We start from the raw sequence: 21,062 nt of genomic DNA on the forward strand, positions 1-21,062 counted from the left end.
CAGCCGACCGGACCAACCCCTCAGACCGCTTGCCCGGCCACCTGGGGATTTTTTAGTCGGCACTTCCGGGGAGTTTCATCCCGGCTCCTACACCCTCTGCACGATCAGCTGCTCGGTGTGCCCCGGTGGGCGGTGGCCGACCGCGGTCACAGCAGCCACGCCTTCCGAGAGCACGCCTGGACCCTCGGTGCCCGCCCCGTTATCGCGACCGAGCGCAACGAGGAGCCGCTCCCCTGCCCTGAGTGGATTTACAACAACCGCAACCCCGTCGAGCGCCTCCGGGCCAGGCTCAAGGAGTGGCGTGCCGTGGCCACCCGATATGGGAACCGCCCGCTCCTACCTCGTCGTCCTCAGCCCCTCCGCCTCTCTCAACTGGATCAGGCGCTAGCAGGCGCAAGGCTCAGGGAGACGCAAGACTCCTCTGCAGTCGTGAAATAGCTGCCGGAAGACCCCGAACCTTCAGCACACGGCCCGCCTCGTCGTAATTCTCGGAAAGGACACGTGCACTTTCATAGACTTCGCCGATCAGCCCTTGCTTCGCATAGGGTATGACTAACACATCCTCCACCATCTCAGCCTCGAAGAACGCGATGATGGTGGCGCGAAGCGCGCTTACATCCGTGGGCAAATGAGCGGATAGCAGGATTGCTTCCGGATGTTTCCCGATCAGGACAGCCCGTCTTTCGACGTCCACTCTGTCCATCTTGTTTAGAACCAAGCGGGACGGCACCGCGTCCGCTCCGATCTCATGCAACACCTTGCGGCTGACCTCTAGCTGCGCCTCATAAGTTGGATCCGATGCGTCTACCACGAACAACAGCAGAGAGGCCTGTAGTGCTTCCGCGAGCGTCGAGCGAAAAGAGGCGACCAAATCGTGGGGCAGCTGTTTGATGAAACCGACCGTGTCGGAGATAAGCACGCGGGGACGCGTTTCCGGCTGAAGGATACGGACGGTGGTGTCGAGGGTCGCGAACAGCTTGTCCTCCACCAATACTTGGCTACCAGTCAGAGCCCGCATTAAGGAGGATTTGCCCGCATTGGTGTAGCCGACCAGCGCCACTCGCAGCTGGTCTCGCCGGGCGGCGCGGCGCTGGTCACTATCGCGCTGCACTGCGTCCAGCTGCTCCTTTAGCTCTGCAAGCCGGTCACGGATCTTTCTCCGGTCGAGGTCGAGGGTGGTTTCTCCTGCGCCGGGGCCCTGTTGCCGCCCGCCACCAAACGAGGACTCCCGCAGGCGTGGAGCCACATACTTGAGGCGCGCCATCTCCACCTGCAGCTTCGCCTCACGGGTGTTCGCGTGGCGATGGAAGATCTCGACGATGACGCCAGTACGGTCGAGGACCTGAGCGCCGGTTGCTCGCTCCAGGTTCCGGATTTGGCTCGGCGAGAGCTCGTGATCGACGATCACGAACTCCGGTCTGCGAACTAGGTCAGCTTCGGGCTTGGCGGTGGGAGTCGTGTCTTCCGGATCCTCGAAGCGCTGCCGCGCATTGGACCTCGGGGGGGGTGCCATGGAGCCAACCACACCAGTACCGCCAGTCAGCGCTGCCAGTTCCGTAAGCTTCCCGCTTCCGAGCACCGAGGCCGCTCCGGTCCCCTCGCGCCGCTGCGATACCGTGCCCACCACCTCATAGCCGAGGGTCTTCACGAGACGGCCCAGCTCCTCAAGGCTGGCGTGATGCGCGACGTCATCCACCTCTGGCGTTTGAATCCCGACAAGGACGGCACGCGGGATGGGAAGCTTGGTATCCATATGGGTGCGATAGCATGAATCGAGCTGAGGATTGGAGCGTCCGCATCTCACCCCGTCTGCCCACTTCGCCGAGAAGTGCCTGCCGGTCATCTTGAGCACGGGCGGAGCGCTGGGGGGGAGGACTACTTCGGCAGGGCCCGCGCTGAATTTTAACTTGTTCTTCGGCCTATACCGACATCGATCTTCAGCTGACCTCTCGACGACCTTCCCCAGAGCCATCCACCTCGCTGCGAGGTCCGCACCGATGTCCCTCACCCTGCTGCACCAGGTCGGCCTCACCTGCGGTTGGCGCATCTCTCCCGTTCGCTGGAGCGGTGGCAGTGGCAGTGGCAGTGGCAGTGGCAGTGGCAGAACCAAAGTCCCGCCCACCTCAACAGCACAGGGCCGAGACAGAAGATCGGGCCAGAGATGAGCGTCTTGGGCCAGGATATCTGATTCTGGCCCAGCCTCTATGCGGTGTGCAGGACACGGCCGCCGCTCCGCTGGTACGCAGCGATTGCCCGGTGCCATGTCCGGCCTCGTGGTAGGCGACCACCTCGGCGCCTTAGATCACCTTCCCCGCCCAAGTCGTTCGGCGTCGGTCGACACCCCGGTCCGGCCTCCCGGAATGTGGTGCAGAATACGGGCTTCAGAAGACGAAGTCGGAGGCAACAAGGTTGCCCGAGACGTCCACAGTCTGCACGACTATCCGCAGGTCCGCCGTGCCCTCACCCGCGTCGGTTTCTACCAGGAAGCGCCCCCCACCAATGGCCTCGGACCGCAGTTCTGGCCCGGTCCCGCTGAAGCCAGCATTGGCGATGAACCGGTAGTTTAACCCCCCGAGCAGCGGCGAGAAGTCGAACAGGTCGCCCTCTCCACGCGAAAAGTCGGCGATCAGATCCACCCCCGGTCCTGGAGTGCTGTCGGTCAACACGGCAAAGACGAAGCGGTCCGTCCCGCTGCCGCCCACCAGCACGTCCGCACCGCCACGGCCGAGCACGTAATCGTTGCCGGCGCCACCGATCAGCACATTGCTCCCCGCGTCGCCCACCAGCACGTCGTTGAACGCCGAGCCGATCAGCCCCTCCACCTCCAGCAACACGTCGCCCTCGGCATCCCCGCCCGCTGCCGTCCCGCCGCCGAGCAGCGCTGCCACCCCGGCTCCGGAAGTGAGGTAGTCCGCCGTGTCGAAGCCGGCGCCGCCTACCAGCACGTCTGCGCCGCCGCCGCCGCGCAGCAGGTCGGCACCGAGATCCCCTAGCAACACATCGCTGCTCGCGCCGCCGATAAGGGTGTCGCCGAACTGGGATCCGAACACCCGCTCAACGCCGACCAGTGTGTCGCCGGTTGCCTCTCCGCCCGAGCCGAGGCCGGTCGTGAGATCCACGAGAACGGCCATCGTCGACGTGGCATAGCTGGCCGTGTCCAATCCGCTGCCGCCATCCAGACGGTCAGCGCCGCCACCGCCGACCAAGAAGTCGTCTCCGTCACCGCCGGCCAGTAGGTCGTCTCCGAGCAAGCCCAAGAGGACATCACCGGCTGCACCACCCGTAAAGGTATCGCCGAAGTCGCTGCCTGACACGCGCTCAATGTTGCGGAGGATATCTCCCTGAGCATCGCCGCTCTGACCCAAGCCTGTGGCTAACTCGACGCGCACCCCGGTTGTGGAGGTGATGTAAGAAACGGTGTCGGGCCCAAAGCCTCCGTCGAGCACATCTGCGCCAGAGCCTCCGATGAGGAGGTCGTCGCCGGTCCCACCCAATAGGCTGTTTGCACCGGCTGCCCCGATCAGTACGTCGTTGAAGCCGGAGCCGACGAGGTTCTCGATGACGATGAGGACGTCGCCCTCTGCGTCGCCAGCCGATCCAGTGCCGGTCAAAAGGCTGACCGTTACCGCGGCGAAGGAGGCGCTGTAATCCACCGTGTCCACGTCCGCCCCTGAGAGGGTCGTGTTACCCTGGAGCGTGTCTGCTCCGGCACCGCCAATCAGCGTGTCTTCGCCGGCCTCCCCGTTCAGGATATTCGCGTTCGCGTCGCCGATCAGCCGGTCGGCAAAGGCGCTTCCGACCACATTCTCAACCCCGATCAGCACATCACCCTCGGCCTGGCCACCGAGACCGGTCCCGAGCGTTAGGTTAACCGTAATGCCCGCGGTATTGGCGATGTCGTAATAGACTGTGTCACGGCCGGTACCGCCGATAAGCGTGTCGGCTCCGCCCTGCCCGTACAGGGCGTCGTTCCCGGCACCGCCATCGAGAATGTTGGCCACGGCGTCGCCATCAAGTTGGTCGTTGAAGTCCGAGCCCGTGAGGTTCTCGATCCCGATCAGCGTGTCGTGCAGCGCGTCGTTATCGGTCGGGGGCTGGATCGACAGGGCCGCGGTCACCCGGCCGGAGGAAGTAGCATAGCTGGCGGTGTCGATCCCCGCCCCGCCATCCAAGCGGTCGGAGCCCACGCCACCGATCAGCGTGTCGTTCCCGCCGCCGCCGACCAGCGTGTCGGCCCCGGCTCCGCCATCGAGCAGGTTGGCCACGCTGTCCTCGCCGGTCAGGCTGTCGTCGAAGGCGGAGCCGACGAGGTTCTCGATGTCGTTCAGGAACCCGCTGAACGCGCCGTTGACGGTGTAAATGCCCTGCTGCAGGTCGATGACGACGCTTCCGCCAGCCGTGTCGTAGAACACGGTGTCGACGCCGCCGATGTCCGAGATGAAGTCGAATCCGCCCACGGGGCGGATCGTGTCGTCGCCGCTGCCGGCAACGAATTGGTCGCTGCCCAGGGTGCCGGTCAGCTCATCCCCGAAGTTCGATCCGTAGACGCCCTCGAAGCCGCTGATCACGTCACCCTCGGCGTCGCCGCCCGAGGCCGTGTTGGCGGTGAGGTTGATCCGCACCCCCGCGCTGGATGTCCGGTAATCCAGGAGGTCGAGGCCGTTCGGCGGGCCGTCATCGGCCCCGCCGTCGAGTAGGTCCGCCCCGGCGCCACCGCTGATGAGGTCCGCGCCGTCGCCGCCGAGGAGTATGTCGTTGCCGCCCAGCCCAATCAGCCGGTCCCCGCCCAGCCCGCCCTCGATACGGTTCGCGTTCGCATCTCCCTCAAGCCGGTCGTCAAAGGCCGAGCCGATGAGGTTCTCGATCCCTGAGAGCGTGTCACCGTCCGCGTCGGAGCCGGGGCCACTGCCCAGCCCGGTGAACAAACTCACCCGAAGGCTGCTGCCGAGGGTGGCTCTGGGCGAGGCGGAGTAGTCCGCGGTATCGTTGCCTGCCCCGCCGATCAGCACGTCGGCCCCGGCGCCGCCCGCCAGGGTGTCGTTGTCGTCGCCGCCGTCGAGGCTGTCCGCCCCTACTGCGCCCGACAGTTCATCATGCCCGGTACTACCAAGAATCGTGTCGAGCCCATTGCCGCCCAGAACGGTATCGTGACCACCGAGGGCGTCGACGAAACCGTCCGTGCCGTCGCTCGTGATGGTATCGTTGCCGGGCGTCGGACTCGGGGAGAAGGCCATTGAAGCTCCTTATTCTTGCTGGCTGAGCGTTGAAGAAGGGACACCACCGTCAAGAGGGGACGCTTGAGAGACGCGATGAGGACGAATCGGCGACGGATTTCGCGGAACGAAACCACCCGATCCCCGATGGCGCAACCCTTGGCCGACCTATCGCCACGATGGGCAATCGTAGGACTTACAGATCCTTGCAGGATGGTACGGTTGCCCGATTTGCTGCCGCCCCAGAGCAAGTTTGCGCGCAGCTTCTCTCGCCGCTCCAACTTTCCACAAAACGAAGTTTCCCTGCCTTGATGGCAGTGCAGCCATGCGGCCCGTGCTGCGGGTATTTGCGTGCGCAGCTTCAGGGTTTGACTTCGGGATAAGTCATGCTTTCTCTCGCCGGAGCACCCCTCTTCTCCCAAGCTTGGGGGTTGGTCGATTTTGCCCACGAGATTTATTGTGTTGTAATCACCTCTGTTCATGTGGCGCAGGAAGGCGCTGATTCCGGGTCCCTCTCCCCGCCCCTCGCCACAGGCTTTCACCACCGTGGCGCTTTGGCACCAAGGCAGCGTCCGTCCCGTTCAAACGTCCAAAGCCACCCTTCATGCACGTGCCGCGGCGTTACCGACGCACGCGACCAGCGCCACAACCACAGACGAGGTATCCCATGGCCAATCTCCCTCCCCTTCCTCCAGCCGGCCGCGCCCCTCAGGGCGGCCAGAATGCTAACGGTGGCAAGCCTAACCCGAAGGATGCTCGCGTGGGCAGCAGCCCTAGCAGCGGCGGCAAGCAGGGCGGCGTCAGCAGCGCGACCCAGAGCAACCGTAAGACCGGCGACCGCTGAGCGATGCCGCGTCCGCGCTCTCCCCATTACCGATAGGATTCTGAAGAATGGTTAAGCGGCGTAAGCAGGAACAGGTCGTCGGGGTGCTTGAGTTCGCGGGCTATGACAGTGACGACTCGACGTTCAAGCAATGGGTGGCCGAGCACAGAACCCAGAATGGCGGGAGCATCCGGGTGAGCAAGGGCGCCACCGGCGTCCGAGTCATGTTCGGCAGGGAGGCTGACATGGCCTTCTGGAAAGCTCGCTTCGAGACGGAAGTAAAGGCCCGTAAGTCTCGCGCTGCTTAGGTCCGAAGACCGGCTCCGTCGTTCTGGCGCCCCGCCAGAACGGCGCTTCTCTGCCGTAGTCGCATGCGGTCATGGGTCCCGTGCCGTAGATATTTACGTCCTGAGCGTTACGGTTCCATTCCGGGATGAGAGGCATCTGCTATCTCCGGTAAGCGGTTCTTCTCCGGGTCTTGGGAGTTGGGCGATTTCACCAACAAGCTTCAGCTGCTTCAACCATTACAAGTGTGACGGTGCGAGGCGGCGCTGATTCCGCGCCCCTCTCCCCCGCCCTCGCCACAAGCTTTCACCAACGTAGCGCTTTGCCGCCAAGGCATTGTCAGCACGGTGCAAGCGTTCACCACCCATCGTCAGCTTGCCGGCGCGTGCTCGACGCATGCGAACCTCGAACGCCACCACCCACGAGGCAAGCACATGGCCAGCCTCCACCCCTTTTTTACGCAGGGCGCGCATCTCAGAATGGCAAGAATGTCACCAACGGCAAGCCAAGCCCGAAGGACGCTCGTGCTGGCAGTGGCCGTAAGCAGCGGCAGAAATGAGGACAGCGGCAACCAGGCGACCGAAGCAACCACAGGACCGGCGATCACTGACGTGCTTTCAAGGGCAGCGATTCCACAGAGTAGCGAACACCAATAGTCGCTCGGCTGAGGACGTCGTCGCGCCGATGCCGGTCCTACATGTCCCGACCTCGCGATTGCTGGAGAAGCTGCGAGAGGATGCACCGGGCGAAGTCACGCTCACGGGGCTCACCACTCACCTGCAGGAAAGGGCTTTCGGCCAGTCCTCATCCTGCTCGGGGTGGTCGGACCGCTACCAGTCGTCTCTCTTGGATTCGGTTAGCCCTCGTAATCTCTGCTCTACAGATGATCCGGGGGGGGCCGGACTTCCGTGTTCCTCGTTCTCTGGCAGAGCCGCGCGTCAGTTCCGCTCACCCGCACTCTGCGATCGCCCGGCTGACCCCGGTGCTGCAGGCGCTGAGACGCGTGATCTATGTCTGCTGGCCCACTCCCTTCCGGACACAAAGGGGTTGGTTGGTGTTGCCATTTACTTCTCGGTGTCGCGCTCCGTGTCCTCTTGCCCCTGAGTAATGTTCCTGTCGGTCTTGCGATCGTCCTCGTGGCCTTCGACCACCCCACAGAAGATAGGTTACGCCTGCCGATTGCAGGCCTGCTGGCCTTGGCACTTCTCACCATCGGCGTTGCCACGCTCTGGGGCGTAGTGATGCCGACAATCTGGCTGGTCGGGCGAGACGTCGATCGCGCTCCATCATGCCGGGAACGTGCGCAGCACCGATGGTGAGGTTGTGCTAGGGTGAAAAATGTTCGGATTTTCCGCCATCTTCGGTCCCCTACACAGCCGAGGCTGGCTGGAGGTTTGGCTTGCCACATCTCCGGACATTCTGCCTGCCTGCATCCTGGTCGGAGGCATGCTGTCCCTCTTCACGGTATCGGGCCTCATCGCGCCATGAACGACAATCTTCCAGTCGTCCTAGCTGAACCGCGCTGGAGCCACGATCGCGTCATTTTCGAGATCGAGGAGCACGGCGCAAGCGTTTCCTGCTCCGTCTCAAAGGCTGCCATCCAGGACGTGAGCGCGAACCACACGAATCTGCCACGCGATCTGCTCATCCAGTTCCTACGGCTACAGGACCGGATCACGGCTGCCGCGCATGTCAAATTTCTCCGGCGGCCGCCAAGCGCTGGGTGTGTTCTCCATATTTGGTCCGATGACCTCGATGAGGATCCGCAGCTAACCATCCCGGCTGCAACTTTAACGCCGGAGACCTGAAGCGAGGTCAAGTGTCCGTGTTGCTCAAATGCGGCCGGATCTCCAAATCGGAGTGCCCAGCGGGCGCTTTGACTTTGAATCGCCGAAGCGCTCAGGTGAACTGATCAAGGTGACTTTGCGCGCCCGTCCTTCTTTGGAAGGGCGGCTGCCTAAGGCTTGCTACCGCTCCGCCCATGCGCTTCCGCGTGCGGAGCATGCCCCAACTTAACTCCCACGAAACGGTGGTGGACGTCGAGCATGGCGCCCTTTACCCAAGCTCCTTCAAGTCACTCGCTGAGACCACTCCTGTGACGGCCTGCCAACTCGCATTTCAGCCTTTGTCACCGCACGGCCGGGCGGGAGATGCATGGGGACGGAGCCGCTGCGACTATTGGCCGGGCAATCCGGGGGCTTCGTCATCGCGCCCTGGCATGATTGTCTCCCGGTCATGCCGCTCGCCCGGGGCCGGTTCTGGCCGTTGCGTCGGCCCGGCACGATGATCTAGCCGGGGCTGGTGCTAACCTCGCACAGCCAAAAATGGAGCGATGATCTCGGCAGCCTTGGGACCGTACGGGCTGGAGTCGATTGCCGGCAGTTCGTCACGGCGCGGACGTGAGGTAGCACTGCTCCTTCTTCGCGTTATGCGGGCGGGGACGGTTGCCGTGGTGGCGCCCGACGGACCGAGAAGGCAAGGCGCGTCATATCCAAAGGTGCTGTCAGACTTGCGTCTGCTGGCGATTGCTGACTGTGCCCTGCGGCACCTCGGCACCGCCAAACCGACGCCTAGGCAAATGGGACCGGATGGTGCTCCCGCCTTCCCTAGTACGCTGCGTCGTCTTCGGGCAGCCGATCCAACCCGAGGGACAGGATCCGACCGCGATAGCCGCGTTGTGATCACAAGCTATCAACGTGAGCACTGACTTGACCGCCGAGCTCCCCATGCCAAGTCGGAGAGAGGGATCTACAACCCCAAGCCAAACACAAGACTCGGCACAAACCCCATGAGGTACATCATCGCGGCGGTCAGTGGTGCGCGGCCGCTAGCGCCCGCTGCTCCTCAGCCCGACCTGTAGGTCTCATTCCCGCGAATGCAAACGCAGAGGCGGATTCCGAAACGTCATGAAGACGGAAGCGGCATGTTCTTGCCGAGGAGAGCCATATCCCCGAGCCGTATTTGACTTTCGCAGACAACTCGTTCGTGGCCATTCAGGTTGTGCCGGACCCGGTACTCGCGATCCAAGCCATCGTTCGGAAGGGTTCGGACGACGGTATAACTGCCCGTTGCTTCCCGAGGCGCTGAACTTCCTGCGAACACTTCGATACTTTGGCCAACTTCAAAGCGATGTCGTGCCATGGAGCTTCTCCTACTTCGTTGCGACGCAGATTCATCGGGCGGAGAATCTGCACCAGAGGGACGATCAGCATGGATCCTGCGGGACCTGTCGCTAAGCAGCCGAGCCGCTCCCACCGACTCCAAACTAGAGTACAGGGTCAAGCGACCTTGAGATTGCCCGCGGGCATACGGCCCTGACCTTCGCGCTGAAACCCGCGCTGGAGCTTGTTGCCCTCGCGGAACTCGTGGGTGCCAGCACTCTGCACTGCAGACACGTGAACGAAGACGTTCTTCGATCCATCATCCGGCTGAATGACGCCGAAGCTCCTGGTACCATTGAACCACTTCACGGCGCCGAGTGCCATGGCCGGTTATTCCTTTTGCGTCTGGGATCGCACCCGTGAAGTATGAGCCGTATCGATGACCGAAGAAGAACGGGCGCCGGGCTCGGCGCTCAGCGACGAGCGAAGGAGAGCAGGCCGAACTGGAAGGGACTGAGCCGCTGCGTATGGATGAGGGCAGCGCCGGGTGCAATCAAAATTCCCGATTGAGGGCAGATTGCATTGAGTGACAAACGAAACGCCGCAGGGCCTTGTGAGCACCGCATCAAGAGCCGGCGCTTGGCGCTTTGGGCATACCCCACTATGTGTCGTGCGTTCGTTTGCAGGAGCAAGGCCTTTGTCCAACACGTTCAAGCGTGGCGCGATCGTCCGCTTTGTTACCACCGGCGCAGGGGTTAATACCAAGCGGCGTGGGACGGTCGTCAGAACGGTGCCAACGCTCCGCGGCATCCGGGTTGAGGTAAAGGACAAGGACGGCAACGTCTTTCGCCCGCACTTCTCGGCGGTCAAGTTGGCGGGTTGAAGCTACAAGCCCGCAACGCCCATCTCCGCAGCAAGGACGGCAGCACTCCGAGCAGAGCCTCGGCCCGCCGCCATGGTCTGTGGAGCCAAGTAAGGCGTGTCCGGTCCGACCAAATGCCGGCCGACTTCATGTTGGCTCGTTCGTTCTCGCGTGGCAATCGTGATGGGGCATAGCCCGGGGGAGTTGTTGAAGCTTGACGAGATCCGAGACCGAGCGTGTGCAGGCCTACCTGCGTCGGCTGCTAGGAACGGACCGCATCAGCGTCATTCCCGCAAGACGGGCTGGAATGAGCGTTGAGGTTGCGGCCGGGGAAGAGGTGATTGGCACGCTTCATCGTGATGCCGAGGACGGCGAGGTGTCCTACGCCGTGCACCTCACCATCCTCGAGGAGGACCTGCCCCCTGCCGCCCACTCCGCCCCGGCGCCGTCAGCAACTAAGCCGAGGAGTTCGCGATGACATCGGATTTAGCAGGACGCCGCATTCTCGTGGTCGAGGATGAGCCGCTCATCACCTTCCTGCTAGAAGACGCACTGATGATCGCGGGAGCGGGGGTTGTCGTCCAGGCCGCGCGAGTAGCGGAGGCTTTATCGGCGCTTACGACGGCCATGTCGGAAGGCGGGATCGATGCGGCTGTGATCGACTACAGCCTCGCCGATGGCCAATCGGCGCTCCCGGTGGCCGATCGCCTCGCCGAGTTGAGCGTGCCCTTCGTGTTCGCGACGGGGCTCGCACCATCCGACGTCAACAAGGGGCGGCACGAGAATGCGCCCGTCATCACCAAACCCTACCGGCCCGGGGAGGTGGTGGCCTGCCTCGCCGGGATCATGGGCAGGACCTCGACCAACTCTTGAGGGCTGCTCGTTGATCTTCGCATCGGAGACTTGACGACGCGATACCCGTGGAAGGAACTTCCGGATGGCGCGACGCTTGAGGTGGTTGTAGAGCGGCGCGACGTTCCAAGATTTGCGAAGCACTTCAGGCCCGCATTGCGGTCTCGATTCTCGAGACGCGGCCACTGGCAGCGCGAACCGTGCTGGTACGCGGTCAGGGACCGCAGCAAGGGCTACTGGTCGGGCGACCGGAAGCGGGCGACGTTGTGGTCTATTCCGTCCTACGACTTGGGCACCGATATCATGCACGGCATCCCGAAGCCGGGGAACTGCATGCGCCGGCCCATCGGAGACAGTTCCTCCCACGACAGGGGGCCAACGAGCCGTTCTCCGGGCCACGGACCACGGTCATCGTCGCCGAGCGGTCGGGCTGTGCCTGTCAAGCCGTCGAGTTGCACCGGCCTATGTGGACGTGGCCATACTGCGCTGGCAGGCGTTCATGGGTCAGGAGACGGTGCTGGAGGGCAAGAGCGGGCCTCAGCAGCCCCGGACGGCGCTCCGATGCGGGAGCAGTCCCATGACCCAGGGGCCTGTCCCTCGACCCCAATGAGGAACCACGGATCGCGCCGTACAACGACCAGATGATCGAGGGCCAGAGACCAACGATATAGCCGGCGCATCTGCAGCCGCAGCGACAACCCAACATGGAGGAGACCTGCCACGTCGTATCTCACCACCGTACGTTGAAAGCCAAGCTACAGGGTGTTGGCTGTCGTGCAGGTCTTCATGCTGCTCCATGAGAGGGGCCAGGGCGTGCCGTACCTGGAGGGCCTGCTCGGCGAGAAGCACCGCCTGATGGAGGACAAGGCAGGAGCCGCGATCGATGAAGCCGAGGAAGCCAGCTGGGTTAACTTTGGCATCGCGAGCTGATCGCATCATCCGGCCTGGGTCCGCGGCTGTTCAACACCGACCGACGACCGTCGTTGGGTACGGACAGGTAGCCGGCGGTTGCCTCGCAGCCGTGTCGGGGCGGGTAAGCGCACTTCTCTCCAAAACGAACATCGGGCCGGAAGGTGCACACGACGGACGAGACGGGTTCTCTGACGCGTAAGACACAGCTTTCGTTGTCGGAGCCGTGCAAGGCGCGGCACAAGCCAGGCCAGCCGGCGCGCCAATGCGCCGCTTCCGGGACTTTCCATCATGAGCGCCATCACGAACTGGGCGGGGCTGCCGGCCCAGGGACAACTGCACGGCAATGCCTGCTGGGCGGCCTGCCTCTCCTGGTGGCTGAAGGCCATGCGCGGTGGACGCCCGGTCTGGGACCAGAAGACGATCATGAAGGAGTACTGGCGCAGCATCGACGACAACGGCGCAATGCGGCCCGAATACATGGTCAACTCATGGTGCAACGACACGCGGCTCAAGATGTCGACTTGCCTCTGGCCGACGCCGGATCCTGATCTCTACAGCCTGCCGCTCGGCTCCACCCCGGTCTGCATCGCCTTCAAGCACATCACCGGCTTCGCCCACATGAACGTCATCTTCGAGCAGTCCGGTGGCTTCGTCTGGGCCATGGAGCCCTACTTCCCCTTCCCTGGGCAGGATGGGAAGCGCACCGGCCGGATCGTAAAACGCGAGATCGGAGACTACAACTTCGGAGACAACGTCGTCCTCGGTTGGGGGCGTCCGGCGGACGGCAGGGACACCAAGCGCCCTGACGAGGCAGGCTAACCACGTGCCGGTCGACCATGCGGCAGGCGATCGCGGAGAGGCATCGGGGCGGGGCATTCTAAGAGCATGGTGATCGGCCCTGCTGCGACGATCGCGATGGCTGCCGGCGCAGCCATCGTGCTGACCATCCTTGAGGTGATTCTGCCGGCTCGGCGGCCGGCCCTGGGCATCCTCTTGTAGATGGCTGCGCCGCTGATCGCCTGTTTCGGCGTCATCGCGTGGGAGGCGGCCTGCCGGCCGCCACAGGCCCATGCGCTCGGGACCGCGCGATACGGCCTGGCGCTCCTGGTTCCCGTCTTCCTTCCCCCCCCTGGCTCTTGGTCTGCGGCGTCGGCCTCGTGCTTGGCCTCGTACTACGGCGCCTGCCGCGGCCGGCCCAGGGTGGTTCGCATATGGCCGCGCACGGGGCAGCTGCCGTGCCGGTGTCGTCCGGGCTCACCGGCATCCGGGCGGAGGTGCTCCACGCCGAGGCGCTGCCGGTTCCGCTGGCGGGGCCGCCTTCTTGGCGAAGCGTGCACGGCGATTGGCACCGCGACGTACCGGTCCTGGCGCGCCGAGCAGCAGCACCGGCTATCCTCGGTGACGTTAACGACATTGGCGGCTATTTCGTCCCTGGTGGGGCCGCCAGCCAAGACCAGTCAGCCGTGACGAGTCCTGCGTTGTCGTGCGTGTCACGCCGGGTGAGTCACCAGGAGCCTCGCAACCGCCCTGAGCAACTCGGCACGCGAAACCGGCTTTTCCAAGCGCGGCCGACCACGGTGGGCCGGGTTGTCGGAGATCCGCACGTCGCCGGTCGCGAACAGGTAAGGGACCCCGAGCTGGGCCAGCCTGTCCGCGATGGGGTAGGCCGTCTCCCCATCGCCTAGATTCACGTCCAGCACCGCCCCATCCAATCCGTCCACCTCGTTCGCGATAATGCGGAGTGCGTCCTCCACGCTGGGAGCGGGCCCCAGGACGATGGCGCCCGCCTGGCTCAGCCATCCCTCCATGGCCTCCACGATCAGGTACTCATCCTCGACCAGCAGGATGCGGCGGCCCACCAACGAACCAGTGGCTTCGGGCATGGGACCTCAGGTGGAAGAGCGGGATGAGTGGAGGCAGCGATAAAGCACGGCAGGCGCAGCGGACGGGATCATAGGAGAGGAAGCCGAATGCGGCATCGCACGCCATCCTCCCCCAGCACGAACTCTGTCCTGGCCCGGAGGGCATAGGAGAGCGCCTGCTCGATCAGCTGACGGCCGTAGCCCCGCCGGGTCTCCGTCCCCGGCGGGACATCCACGCCGCTCTCCGTCCAGTCCAGGGTCAGGCGGCGCTGCCCCTTCTCGTCCCGGTCCACCGTCCAGGTCACGGAGAGCTGCCCCTTGCTGTCCCGCAGGGCGCCGTACTTCACGGCATTGGTGGTCAGCTCGTGCAGCGCGAGGGAGAAGTTCTGCACTTGGCGGGCCGTCAGGAGCACCTTGGGACCGGCGACGGCCACCTTCGGCGGACCGACCTCCGTGTGCGCCTCCAGCTCCGCCCGGACCAGGGCACCAACCTCGGCGGTGTCGCTACCAAACTGGCTGAGCAGGCCCTGGGCCCGACTGAGGGCACTCAGCCGGGCCTGGAAGTCGGCCGCTGCCCCCTCCGCGCCGAGGGTTTTGGAGGCGACCGAGGCGACAACGCCCAGCAGGTTGCGGCTGCGGTGCTGCAATTCGTTCACCAGCACTTCCAGCCGGGCGGCGCCCAGCTTCGCTTCGGTCACGTCCTTGGCGATCCCTGCCACGCGCTGCACGCGCCCCGTGCTGTCGAAGAGAGGGAAATCCGTATTCTCGATCCAGCGGGTCTCCCCGTCGGAAGGTCGGATGATCCGGAAGGCGTTCAGAACCCGCTCACCGGCGCGAACCTGATGAATCATGGAGAGTGCCCGCTCCCGATCCTCGGGATGGATCAGGTCCGCCCAGCGCTGGAGCGTGTCTCCGCTCATGACCTCCTCCCGCCTCTCGCCGTAGATCCTCTCGAAGGCCAGGCTGAGGTACTCGAACTGCAGGGTCTCGGCGTCGCGCATCCAGATGAGGTCCGAGGACGCATCCCCGAACTGGCGGAAGCGCTCCTCGCTTTCCTGAAGCCGCTTCTCACCCGCGCGGCGCTCGGTGACGTCCTGGCCGATCTTGAGGAAGCCGAGCAGCATGCCGTCCTGGTCGCGGAGCGCGCGGGTGGAGCCCTCGATGAAGACCCTCTTGCCGTCCTTGCAGACGTGCCAGCGCACGTCGGGTGCGACACCCTCGCTGCTGGCCATCTCGATCTCCCACTTGTCCTGCGCCTTCTCCCGGTCCTCAGGCGTGAAGATCATGGCGCTGGGCTGACCAATCGCCTCCGCGGCCGTCCAGCCGAAAACAGCCTCGGCCCCGGGCAGCCAGTCGGTGATCTGGTCCTGCGGGTCGGTCAGGTAGATGGCGTAGTCGAGGGCCGCCTCTACCGTGAGGCGGAACCGCTCCTCGGTCGAGCGCAGGGCGCGGGTCAGGAGCAACCGGTCGATCACCGGGCCGAGGATGGTGGCGTAGGTGCGCAGGAACTGAATCTCGTCGTCGCCGAAGTCCCGTGGCTCGGTGTCGTCCACTTGCAACAGCCCGTAGGCGCGTCCGCCGGGCAGGAAGATGGGCACGTTCACCAGGGCAACCACCCCGGCATCCCTCATGAAAGGCGGGACGCCGAAGCGGTCCTCCTTGCGGATGTTCTGGGAGACGACCGGCTCGCCCGCCTCGATGGCGAAAGTCTCGGAGGAGTGCTCCTCCATGGGGATGCAGAGATGGCCGACGATGCCGGGATCCCAGCCGACCCCGGCTCGGACGAAGAGCTGCCGTTCCGCGTGGAGGATTTCCAGGACCTTGGCGCGCGCGGTTCCCGTTGCCTCCCCCACGAGGCGGCAAGCCTCGGCCAGGATCCTGTCCAAGTCGTCAGAGCGCAGGGCAAACTCGCCGAAGTCTGCGAGAATCTGCTGTGGTTTCACCTTGTACTGATCGTCTGGCATCGGAGGTCCCATTGCTGGCGACCTCAATGCGACGGCAGGGGGGATACCCTTACGGCCTGCAAGGCACACCGCAGATAGCCTAGCGTTTGGCGGCCGGGCGGGCTCTAACCTATGAGGCTAGCCGTACCCGGAATAACGGGAAAGCAATCGCTATGCTCGGGCCCAAGTTCCCGAGTGTTCAGTCAGCGGCGCCTTGAAGTCATGACTTGTGGTCGCGGGCAGGCCGGCGAACGGTGACCTCCCTCTACCACTCGTCCAAGAGCAGACATGCTGCTCGCGGCCAAGACCGGCCATTCCGCGAGCTTCGCCCCGAGGCGTTCCACCACCCGCGCCACGGTCGTACAAGCCCCCACCTTTGATATCCCTTCTCCCGCGCACAGTTCTCGCACGTGGCACCAAGTTCCCATATCCTTGGCGGGAAGCATGGGATGCCAGTCATGGCAGAGCGTCGCGAGTTGTACCGCAGCCCAAATGGAGACTCCTGGTTTCTGGGCCGAGAGCCACAGAACGGGCATGCGTTTGTCATTCACCAGCCAAATGCACCGTCTGGAGGACGGCTCTCCCCCATCGAATTGGGCGAGTTCCTCAACGCTGCTACGAAAGGCCCGGAGCATCAGGCTCTGTTGCGTCTGATCGGCACGCTGGTGGACGTCCCACCATTTGCCGACCGCACCTGACGCTTAGGAAAGCCCTGCCGAAGCACTCGGAACGTCGTCCAGGCTGGCGCAGCGATGGCCGTCAGCAGCCCGCGCTCCGTAGGTTTCGAGTGGCCGCGCGAAAGTCATGCGGCCCCTTCCAGTCCGAGTGGGTGCTGGCTCGCCTGGCTGAGAAGCAGGCTCTGCACGTCGAAGAGGGTCATCTCTGAGCCTCGGTTTCGGACCTGACCGGCTCGGTCCTATGACCCGACGACCTGCCGAGTAAGGGGCACGGCGTGTCGCCCGGACTGCCCGGACAGCGATGTCACCCTTTCCCTTGTCGCGAGGAAGCCAAGCGCGATGATGCGCCAAGACCCGAACACTCGCATGCCGCTGGCGTTCCCATTGCACCTAGGGTCAGGGGGACAAGCACCTGGAGGCGGCAACAACCGTGACAATCAAGGATAACCGCCATCATACGGGGTGAACGCTGCCGATGCTGGTCGAGCCGATACCGTGCGAAACCACGGAGCAGCGGGAGCGGCGGTATGCAGGGCGTGACGTGCGCAGCAGTTGCTGCACCAATGGTCGTGTAAGGTGGTGAACCGTGCACCACGCAGCATTCTCCTCACGCTGCCACTGCGAAATTGGCAGCAATCGTGACTCTTCCTGAGGTTGCTGGCGATTGGCCCCCTGATGGCGACCAGCCCAGGGCCAGCACGGACGTGCAGCACGATACAGGGCGGATGATCGACGATGCCACCCTGTCCTTGGTCGGGCGCTGGGTGCCGCAGGAACGGTAATCCATACGAGGGAGAGGTTGCCATCTCGCAACGGGGTCATGCGTTGGGCGACTGAGCCGGCAGGAAGCCCGACATGCGATCCATCGTATGGACGACTCTCGCTCTCTGGACTGCAACGCTGGTGATGGTCGCCTGCACCGGGTAGCAGCTTCCTGAGCCCGCCGGGGCGACGCTATGCCCGAACAGCGGATCCCGGGCCTGACCGCGCCCTCGACGTAGCAGGACCCTAAACAGGGGGCGCTTCGCTGTCCCTCAGATCCCTCCGAATTCGCCTGAGGCGCTCGGCTATCAGCTTAAGCTTCTCCTGGGCTCCCGCCACTTCGCCGCGAGCCATCAGCAAGGCGCACTCGTCGACAGGTCCTGAGAGAAGATTGAGGATGGCATCGCTGGCTCGGGCAGCAGGGGATGAGGTGTCCATCCCCTTTATGTGGCTACCACGCCAGCGACTTACGACCACCGACCACTGGGCGCCCCGATGCTCGTAAGCCGGCCCGCCCTGGCGCCCTTCTCCGCCATGGTCCGGTGCGAGTGACTGAGTAGAGCAGGCTGGTCTGACATTGGCGGCGCAACAGTGCGGCCGGCGTCCAGGCCACCCTCCCCGAAATATCTTGCAAAGCAGAAAGACAGCTTGTAGCTGAAGGAGGTCAGTTTCGTTGTTTCGGTCTGCTTCTTCTACCCGTTCGTTTGGGTATCGGCTGGTTTTCCGTTTCAAATTGAAGATGATCTGCCTGGACAATACTGTCCGGTGGTGTTCCGGTTTGATCGGAATCAAGTCATGTCTATCGGTACCGTTAAGTGGTTCAATGCGTCCAAGGGTTACGGCTTCATTCAGCCCGAGGACGGCTCCAAGGACGTCTTCCTCCACGTCTCGGACGTGCAGCGTGCAGGCATGCAGGAGCCCCGCGAGGGCGACAAGCTCGAGTACGAGGTCCAGCAGGATCAGCGCGGTAAGTCTTCCGCTGGCAGCCTGCGCGCCGCCTGAAGGTTGGGCGGCAAGATTGCCGCCCTCTAGAAAGCCTCCGAAGCGCGACACCTTCGCGGGTCTTTGAGCCCCGGTTGGAGATTTCCAGCCGGGGCTTTTCTTGCCCTATCCTTGATTGATCGCCGGCCGGACCGTGGCCGCGCCGTAAGGGCCGCCCGCTCGCCCGGGCCGAACTGCTCACCAGCGCCTCGCCGCACCGTATGACGGCCGACACAGACCCCAGCTTCCCCCCCAAGGGGTGAGTTGCTCCATTGCTCTCCATGCCGGCGCGCTCGAAGTGACTGAGGGCACATGATGGACATGCTTCACAAGCAACGTCTCCTGCCTGCTGATCCGGTCATCTCCCTCTGCCAGACGGTGTTTGGCCTGCTGGAGCGGCGTCTCGTTCGTTTCCAACGCAAGATATTGGGCGTACGCGCGCCCCACCACAATCTGCGTACACCCGGCTGCATCAGCCTTCTCACGCAGAACCGCACGACCCAGTAGTTCCGGCAAAGCAACGAGAAGGAGACATCCGATGTGCCCCAATCGGGTGGGACGGCGCCGGAACGGGCAATGGCGACCGTGGACTGAGATCAGGGCGATGGGAGCGGGTGTCATCGTAAGGGGAGTGACCCCAGGGGGATGACATTGCCGGGGCCCACCTCCAGGCCCCACCTGCACGCCTCAAGGGGTTGAACGGCAGGCCGTAGGGCGGGTTGCTCGGAGCCGTCGCTCTTGCCCGCCGTCCGGTGGACGACCAGGGCGCATCAAAGATCGGGCCTTGCTAGACAGGTGCGTTGCCCATTCTCATCCTGACCGTGAGATGGCGCCGCTACAAAGCAGGCCCCCTCCCCCGCGACAAGGCCGCCCGCTGCACGCTCACAGGGCAGTTCGTCCTTGAGCCGTGCCAGATCGTCTTGCGCCCTCTGAAGAGCCGTTCGATGGCTCTCCAGGGGCAGGAGCGCCGTTGCAGCCTCGGCTGGCACGGGGCCGGCCTGCCGCCCATGTCGACGAGGGATCTCTCCGTAGCAGCCGCTCGTGCTTGGGCGTCGGGAACTCTGCGTCGAGCGGCTTCCAGTTCCGCTTCGCAGACCAGCATCTCGAGTCAGATTTGGTTTACCGCCCTGATCCCTTCGAGACGACCAACTGCGAACGCGTGACGGTCTGACGCGCTCCGGAGATCAGACGCGCTTCCCCCCGAGCCGAGGCGTACCCAGCTAAGCGGTATGGGGGTCAGGGCAGCCTCATCAGTCTTGCCACGCGAATCCCCTTACGCGCATTGAACTCCGCCTCCCCTCTTAGAGGTGCTACTGCTCTTCCCAGGCCCAGGTTAGGCGGGGCACCAGCCGATCAGGAACGGAACATGCGATGCAGGATTTGACCTACCACGTCCGACAGGCTGGGAACGGCTGGGCAATCACTCATGCGGGGAGCCAGTACGAGGGCTACAAGTCGAAGGCCGCCGCAACGAAGGCGGCCATCGATGTTGCCAGCAAGCTGAGCCTCAATGGCCATGTGACCAAGGTATACGTCGAGGATCCTGTCGGAACGTCGCTCCAGGCATGGGCCTCGTTCAACGAGGCGCCGACGATCGAAAGCCTTATGGAAGAGTTCGGCGGGAAGTCTAAGAGCCCGCTTCATAACGGCTGAGCCAAACGCCGGACGAGGATCATGGCGGCGGCGAGGGTGAAGAAGGCGACGGCGGAGCTGATGGTAGCCTCGTGGTCGCGGGCCAGACGTCGGCATAGGCCGAACCAGGCGAAGGACCTCTCCACCACCCAGCACCTGGGTTGGACGGCGAAGCCTTTCTGCCCAGGCCGTTTGCCGACGACGGTGACGGCAACGGGCGAGGCCTGGGCGACGCGTGGACCGGCGTAGGCGCGGTCGGTGAAGCAGCGGGCCAGGAACGGCCAGAGGCGGCGCGACATGGCCAGGAGGGCCGCCCCGCCGTGGCTGTCGTGTAGGGAGGCGGGCGAGACGGCGGCGAGCAGGAGCCTACCATCGCTTTCCACCAGGGCGTGGCGCTTGCGCCCGGTCACCATCTTTCCCGCGTCGTAGCCGCGGACACCTTTCACGCCGACGCCGCCCGAGCGGGCGGACTGCGGGAACGCCGACGGGCCACTCGTAAGGACTCGAGTCGCCCGGACACGTACACCGCCGCGATCTGGAGCCGTCCCCTTGAGCATGGAACTGATGAACACGACGGGTCTCCTCCCTGACCTCCGCGAAGCGCAGCGGTGCCACTGCCACTTCGAGGTCATGGATGCCGCCCTCGCATGCACACCGGACGAAGGGCTCGTGCTCGAGTTCGGCGTCTTCCAGACGACCTCTATCAACCACACCGCCGGCCGTTTGCCGGGCCGGCTCGTCCACAGCTTCGCCTCCTTCGAGGGCTTGCCTGACTTCTGGCGTCCCGACTTCGAGCCAGGAATGTTCAGCACCGACGGGCGACTGCCGCCGGTCCGCGCCAACGTGCGGCTGATCAAGGGCTGGTTCGATGCAAGCTTGCCCGCCTTCTGCCGCGCCGGGCGGGCGCCGATCGCCCTCCTTCACGTCGATTGCGACCTCTACTCCTCGACGCGCTGCGTCTTCGACCAACTCGGGAATCGGCTCATCCAGGGTTCGATCATCGTCTTCGACGAGCTCTTCAACTACCCCGGCCGGGAGGACCACGAGTTCCGTGCCTTCACGGCGTTCGCGGCGGCCCGGACCCTGTCCTATGAGTACCTCGCCTTCAACGCGGAGCATGAGCAGGTCGCCATCCGGGTGACGGGTTGAGGAGACCC

The 21,062-nt window shown here is 64.3% G+C and carries 18 protein-coding genes and 2 pseudogenes; 14 read left to right on the forward strand and 6 right to left on the reverse strand.

Features of this window, described 5'->3' with window-relative positions; translation table 11 throughout:
* Window positions 1-93 precede the first annotated feature (93 nt).
* Window positions 94-388: pseudogene (locus tag ACP6CK_RS15750) on the forward strand (transposase); the annotation flags it as partial.
* Between the two features lie 12 nt (window positions 389-400).
* Here the strand turns inward: ACP6CK_RS15750 and hflX are convergent.
* Entirely contained in the window at window positions 401-1,753 is a 1,353-nt protein-coding gene (gene hflX / locus ACP6CK_RS15755; protein WP_426954247.1) for a GTPase HflX, read from the reverse strand.
* A gap of 628 nt (window positions 1,754-2,381) precedes the next feature.
* Complete coding sequence (locus ACP6CK_RS15760; protein WP_426954248.1) at window positions 2,382-5,234, reverse strand: beta strand repeat-containing protein; 2,853 nt, start codon at window positions 5,232-5,234, stop codon at window positions 2,382-2,384.
* 870 nt (window positions 5,235-6,104) lie between these two features.
* Here ACP6CK_RS15760 and ACP6CK_RS15765 point away from each other — a divergent pair.
* The 3 genes from ACP6CK_RS15765 (at window position 6,105) to ACP6CK_RS15775 (ending at window position 9,028) form a co-directional block, all read left to right on the forward strand.
* Window positions 6,105-6,344, forward strand: coding sequence for a hypothetical protein (locus ACP6CK_RS15765; RefSeq protein WP_426954249.1), 240 nt, complete (start codon window positions 6,105-6,107; stop codon window positions 6,342-6,344).
* 1,461 nt (window positions 6,345-7,805) lie between these two features.
* Entirely contained in the window at window positions 7,806-8,129 is a 324-nt protein-coding gene (locus ACP6CK_RS15770; protein WP_426954250.1) for a DUF1488 family protein, read from the forward strand.
* 524 nt (window positions 8,130-8,653) lie between these two features.
* Window positions 8,654-9,028, forward strand: a complete 375-nt coding sequence (locus tag ACP6CK_RS15775; RefSeq protein ID WP_426954251.1) for a DUF374 domain-containing protein — start codon at window positions 8,654-8,656, stop codon at window positions 9,026-9,028.
* A 571-nt stretch (window positions 9,029-9,599) separates the two neighbouring features.
* On the opposite strand, the gene ACP6CK_RS15780 is transcribed toward ACP6CK_RS15775, so the two are convergent.
* A complete protein-coding gene (locus tag ACP6CK_RS15780; protein ID WP_426954252.1) occupies window positions 9,600-9,806 on the reverse strand; it encodes a cold-shock protein in 207 nt (68 codons plus the stop codon).
* Between the two features lie 313 nt (window positions 9,807-10,119).
* Here ACP6CK_RS15780 and ACP6CK_RS15785 point away from each other — a divergent pair, with 313 nt between their 5' ends.
* The 5 genes from ACP6CK_RS15785 to ACP6CK_RS15805 all read left to right on the forward strand — a co-directional run bounded on the left by ACP6CK_RS15785 (window position 10,120) and on the right by ACP6CK_RS15805 (window position 12,867).
* Window positions 10,120-10,305 (forward strand): hypothetical protein, encoded by a 186-nt coding sequence (locus tag ACP6CK_RS15785; RefSeq protein WP_426954253.1) that lies wholly within the window; start codon window positions 10,120-10,122, stop codon window positions 10,303-10,305.
* Window positions 10,306-10,522: 217 nt separating this feature from the next.
* A complete protein-coding gene (locus ACP6CK_RS15790) occupies window positions 10,523-10,762 on the forward strand; it encodes a DUF3126 family protein (protein ID WP_426959923.1) in 240 nt (79 codons plus the stop codon).
* Window positions 10,759-11,157 carry a response regulator gene (locus ACP6CK_RS15795; protein WP_426954254.1) on the forward strand — a complete coding sequence of 133 codons (399 nt, stop codon included), beginning with the start codon at window positions 10,759-10,761 and terminating at the stop codon, window positions 11,155-11,157. The genes ACP6CK_RS15790 and ACP6CK_RS15795 overlap by 4 nt, the downstream gene beginning before the upstream one ends.
* A gap of 753 nt (window positions 11,158-11,910) precedes the next feature.
* Entirely contained in the window at window positions 11,911-12,066 is a 156-nt protein-coding gene (locus tag ACP6CK_RS15800) for a hypothetical protein (RefSeq protein WP_426954255.1), read from the forward strand.
* A 270-nt stretch (window positions 12,067-12,336) separates the two neighbouring features.
* Complete coding sequence (locus tag ACP6CK_RS15805; protein ID WP_426954256.1) at window positions 12,337-12,867, forward strand: hypothetical protein; 531 nt, start codon at window positions 12,337-12,339, stop codon at window positions 12,865-12,867.
* A 671-nt stretch (window positions 12,868-13,538) separates the two neighbouring features.
* On the opposite strand, the gene ACP6CK_RS15810 is transcribed toward ACP6CK_RS15805, so the two are convergent.
* Complete coding sequence (locus ACP6CK_RS15810) at window positions 13,539-13,931, reverse strand: response regulator (RefSeq protein WP_426954257.1); 393 nt, start codon at window positions 13,929-13,931, stop codon at window positions 13,539-13,541.
* Between the two features lie 68 nt (window positions 13,932-13,999).
* Entirely contained in the window at window positions 14,000-15,874 is a 1,875-nt protein-coding gene (locus tag ACP6CK_RS15815; RefSeq protein WP_426954258.1) for a PAS domain S-box protein, read from the reverse strand.
* A 437-nt stretch (window positions 15,875-16,311) separates the two neighbouring features.
* On the opposite strand from ACP6CK_RS15815, the gene ACP6CK_RS15820 reads away from it, so the two are divergent.
* The 4 genes from ACP6CK_RS15820 (at window position 16,312) to ACP6CK_RS15835 (ending at window position 19,926) form a co-directional block, all read left to right on the forward strand.
* On the forward strand, window positions 16,312-16,551 hold the full coding sequence (locus ACP6CK_RS15820) for a hypothetical protein (protein ID WP_426954259.1): 240 nt from the start codon (window positions 16,312-16,314) through the stop codon (window positions 16,549-16,551).
* Between the two features lie 1,536 nt (window positions 16,552-18,087).
* Window positions 18,088-18,294, forward strand: coding sequence for a cold-shock protein (locus ACP6CK_RS15825; RefSeq protein ID WP_426954260.1), 207 nt, complete (start codon window positions 18,088-18,090; stop codon window positions 18,292-18,294).
* Between the two features lie 291 nt (window positions 18,295-18,585).
* A complete protein-coding gene (locus tag ACP6CK_RS15830; RefSeq protein WP_426954261.1) occupies window positions 18,586-18,780 on the forward strand; it encodes a hypothetical protein in 195 nt (64 codons plus the stop codon).
* A gap of 864 nt (window positions 18,781-19,644) precedes the next feature.
* Window positions 19,645-19,926, forward strand: coding sequence for a hypothetical protein (locus ACP6CK_RS15835; protein WP_426954262.1), 282 nt, complete (start codon window positions 19,645-19,647; stop codon window positions 19,924-19,926).
* Here ACP6CK_RS15835 and ACP6CK_RS15840 read toward each other — a convergent pair.
* A pseudogene (locus ACP6CK_RS15840) lies at window positions 19,914-20,366 on the reverse strand (transposase); the annotation flags it as partial. The gene ACP6CK_RS15835 and the pseudogene ACP6CK_RS15840 overlap by 13 nt on opposite strands.
* A 103-nt stretch (window positions 20,367-20,469) precedes the next feature.
* Between ACP6CK_RS15840 and ACP6CK_RS15845 the strand changes: the two are divergent.
* A complete protein-coding gene (locus ACP6CK_RS15845) occupies window positions 20,470-21,054 on the forward strand; it encodes a TylF/MycF/NovP-related O-methyltransferase (protein WP_426954263.1) in 585 nt (194 codons plus the stop codon).
* Window positions 21,055-21,062 lie beyond the last annotated feature (8 nt).

Origin of the sequence: Muricoccus radiodurans, from assembly GCF_050154705.1 — a bacterium.
GTDB classification, from domain to species: Bacteria; Pseudomonadota; Alphaproteobacteria; order Acetobacterales; family Acetobacteraceae; genus Roseomonas; species Roseomonas radiodurans.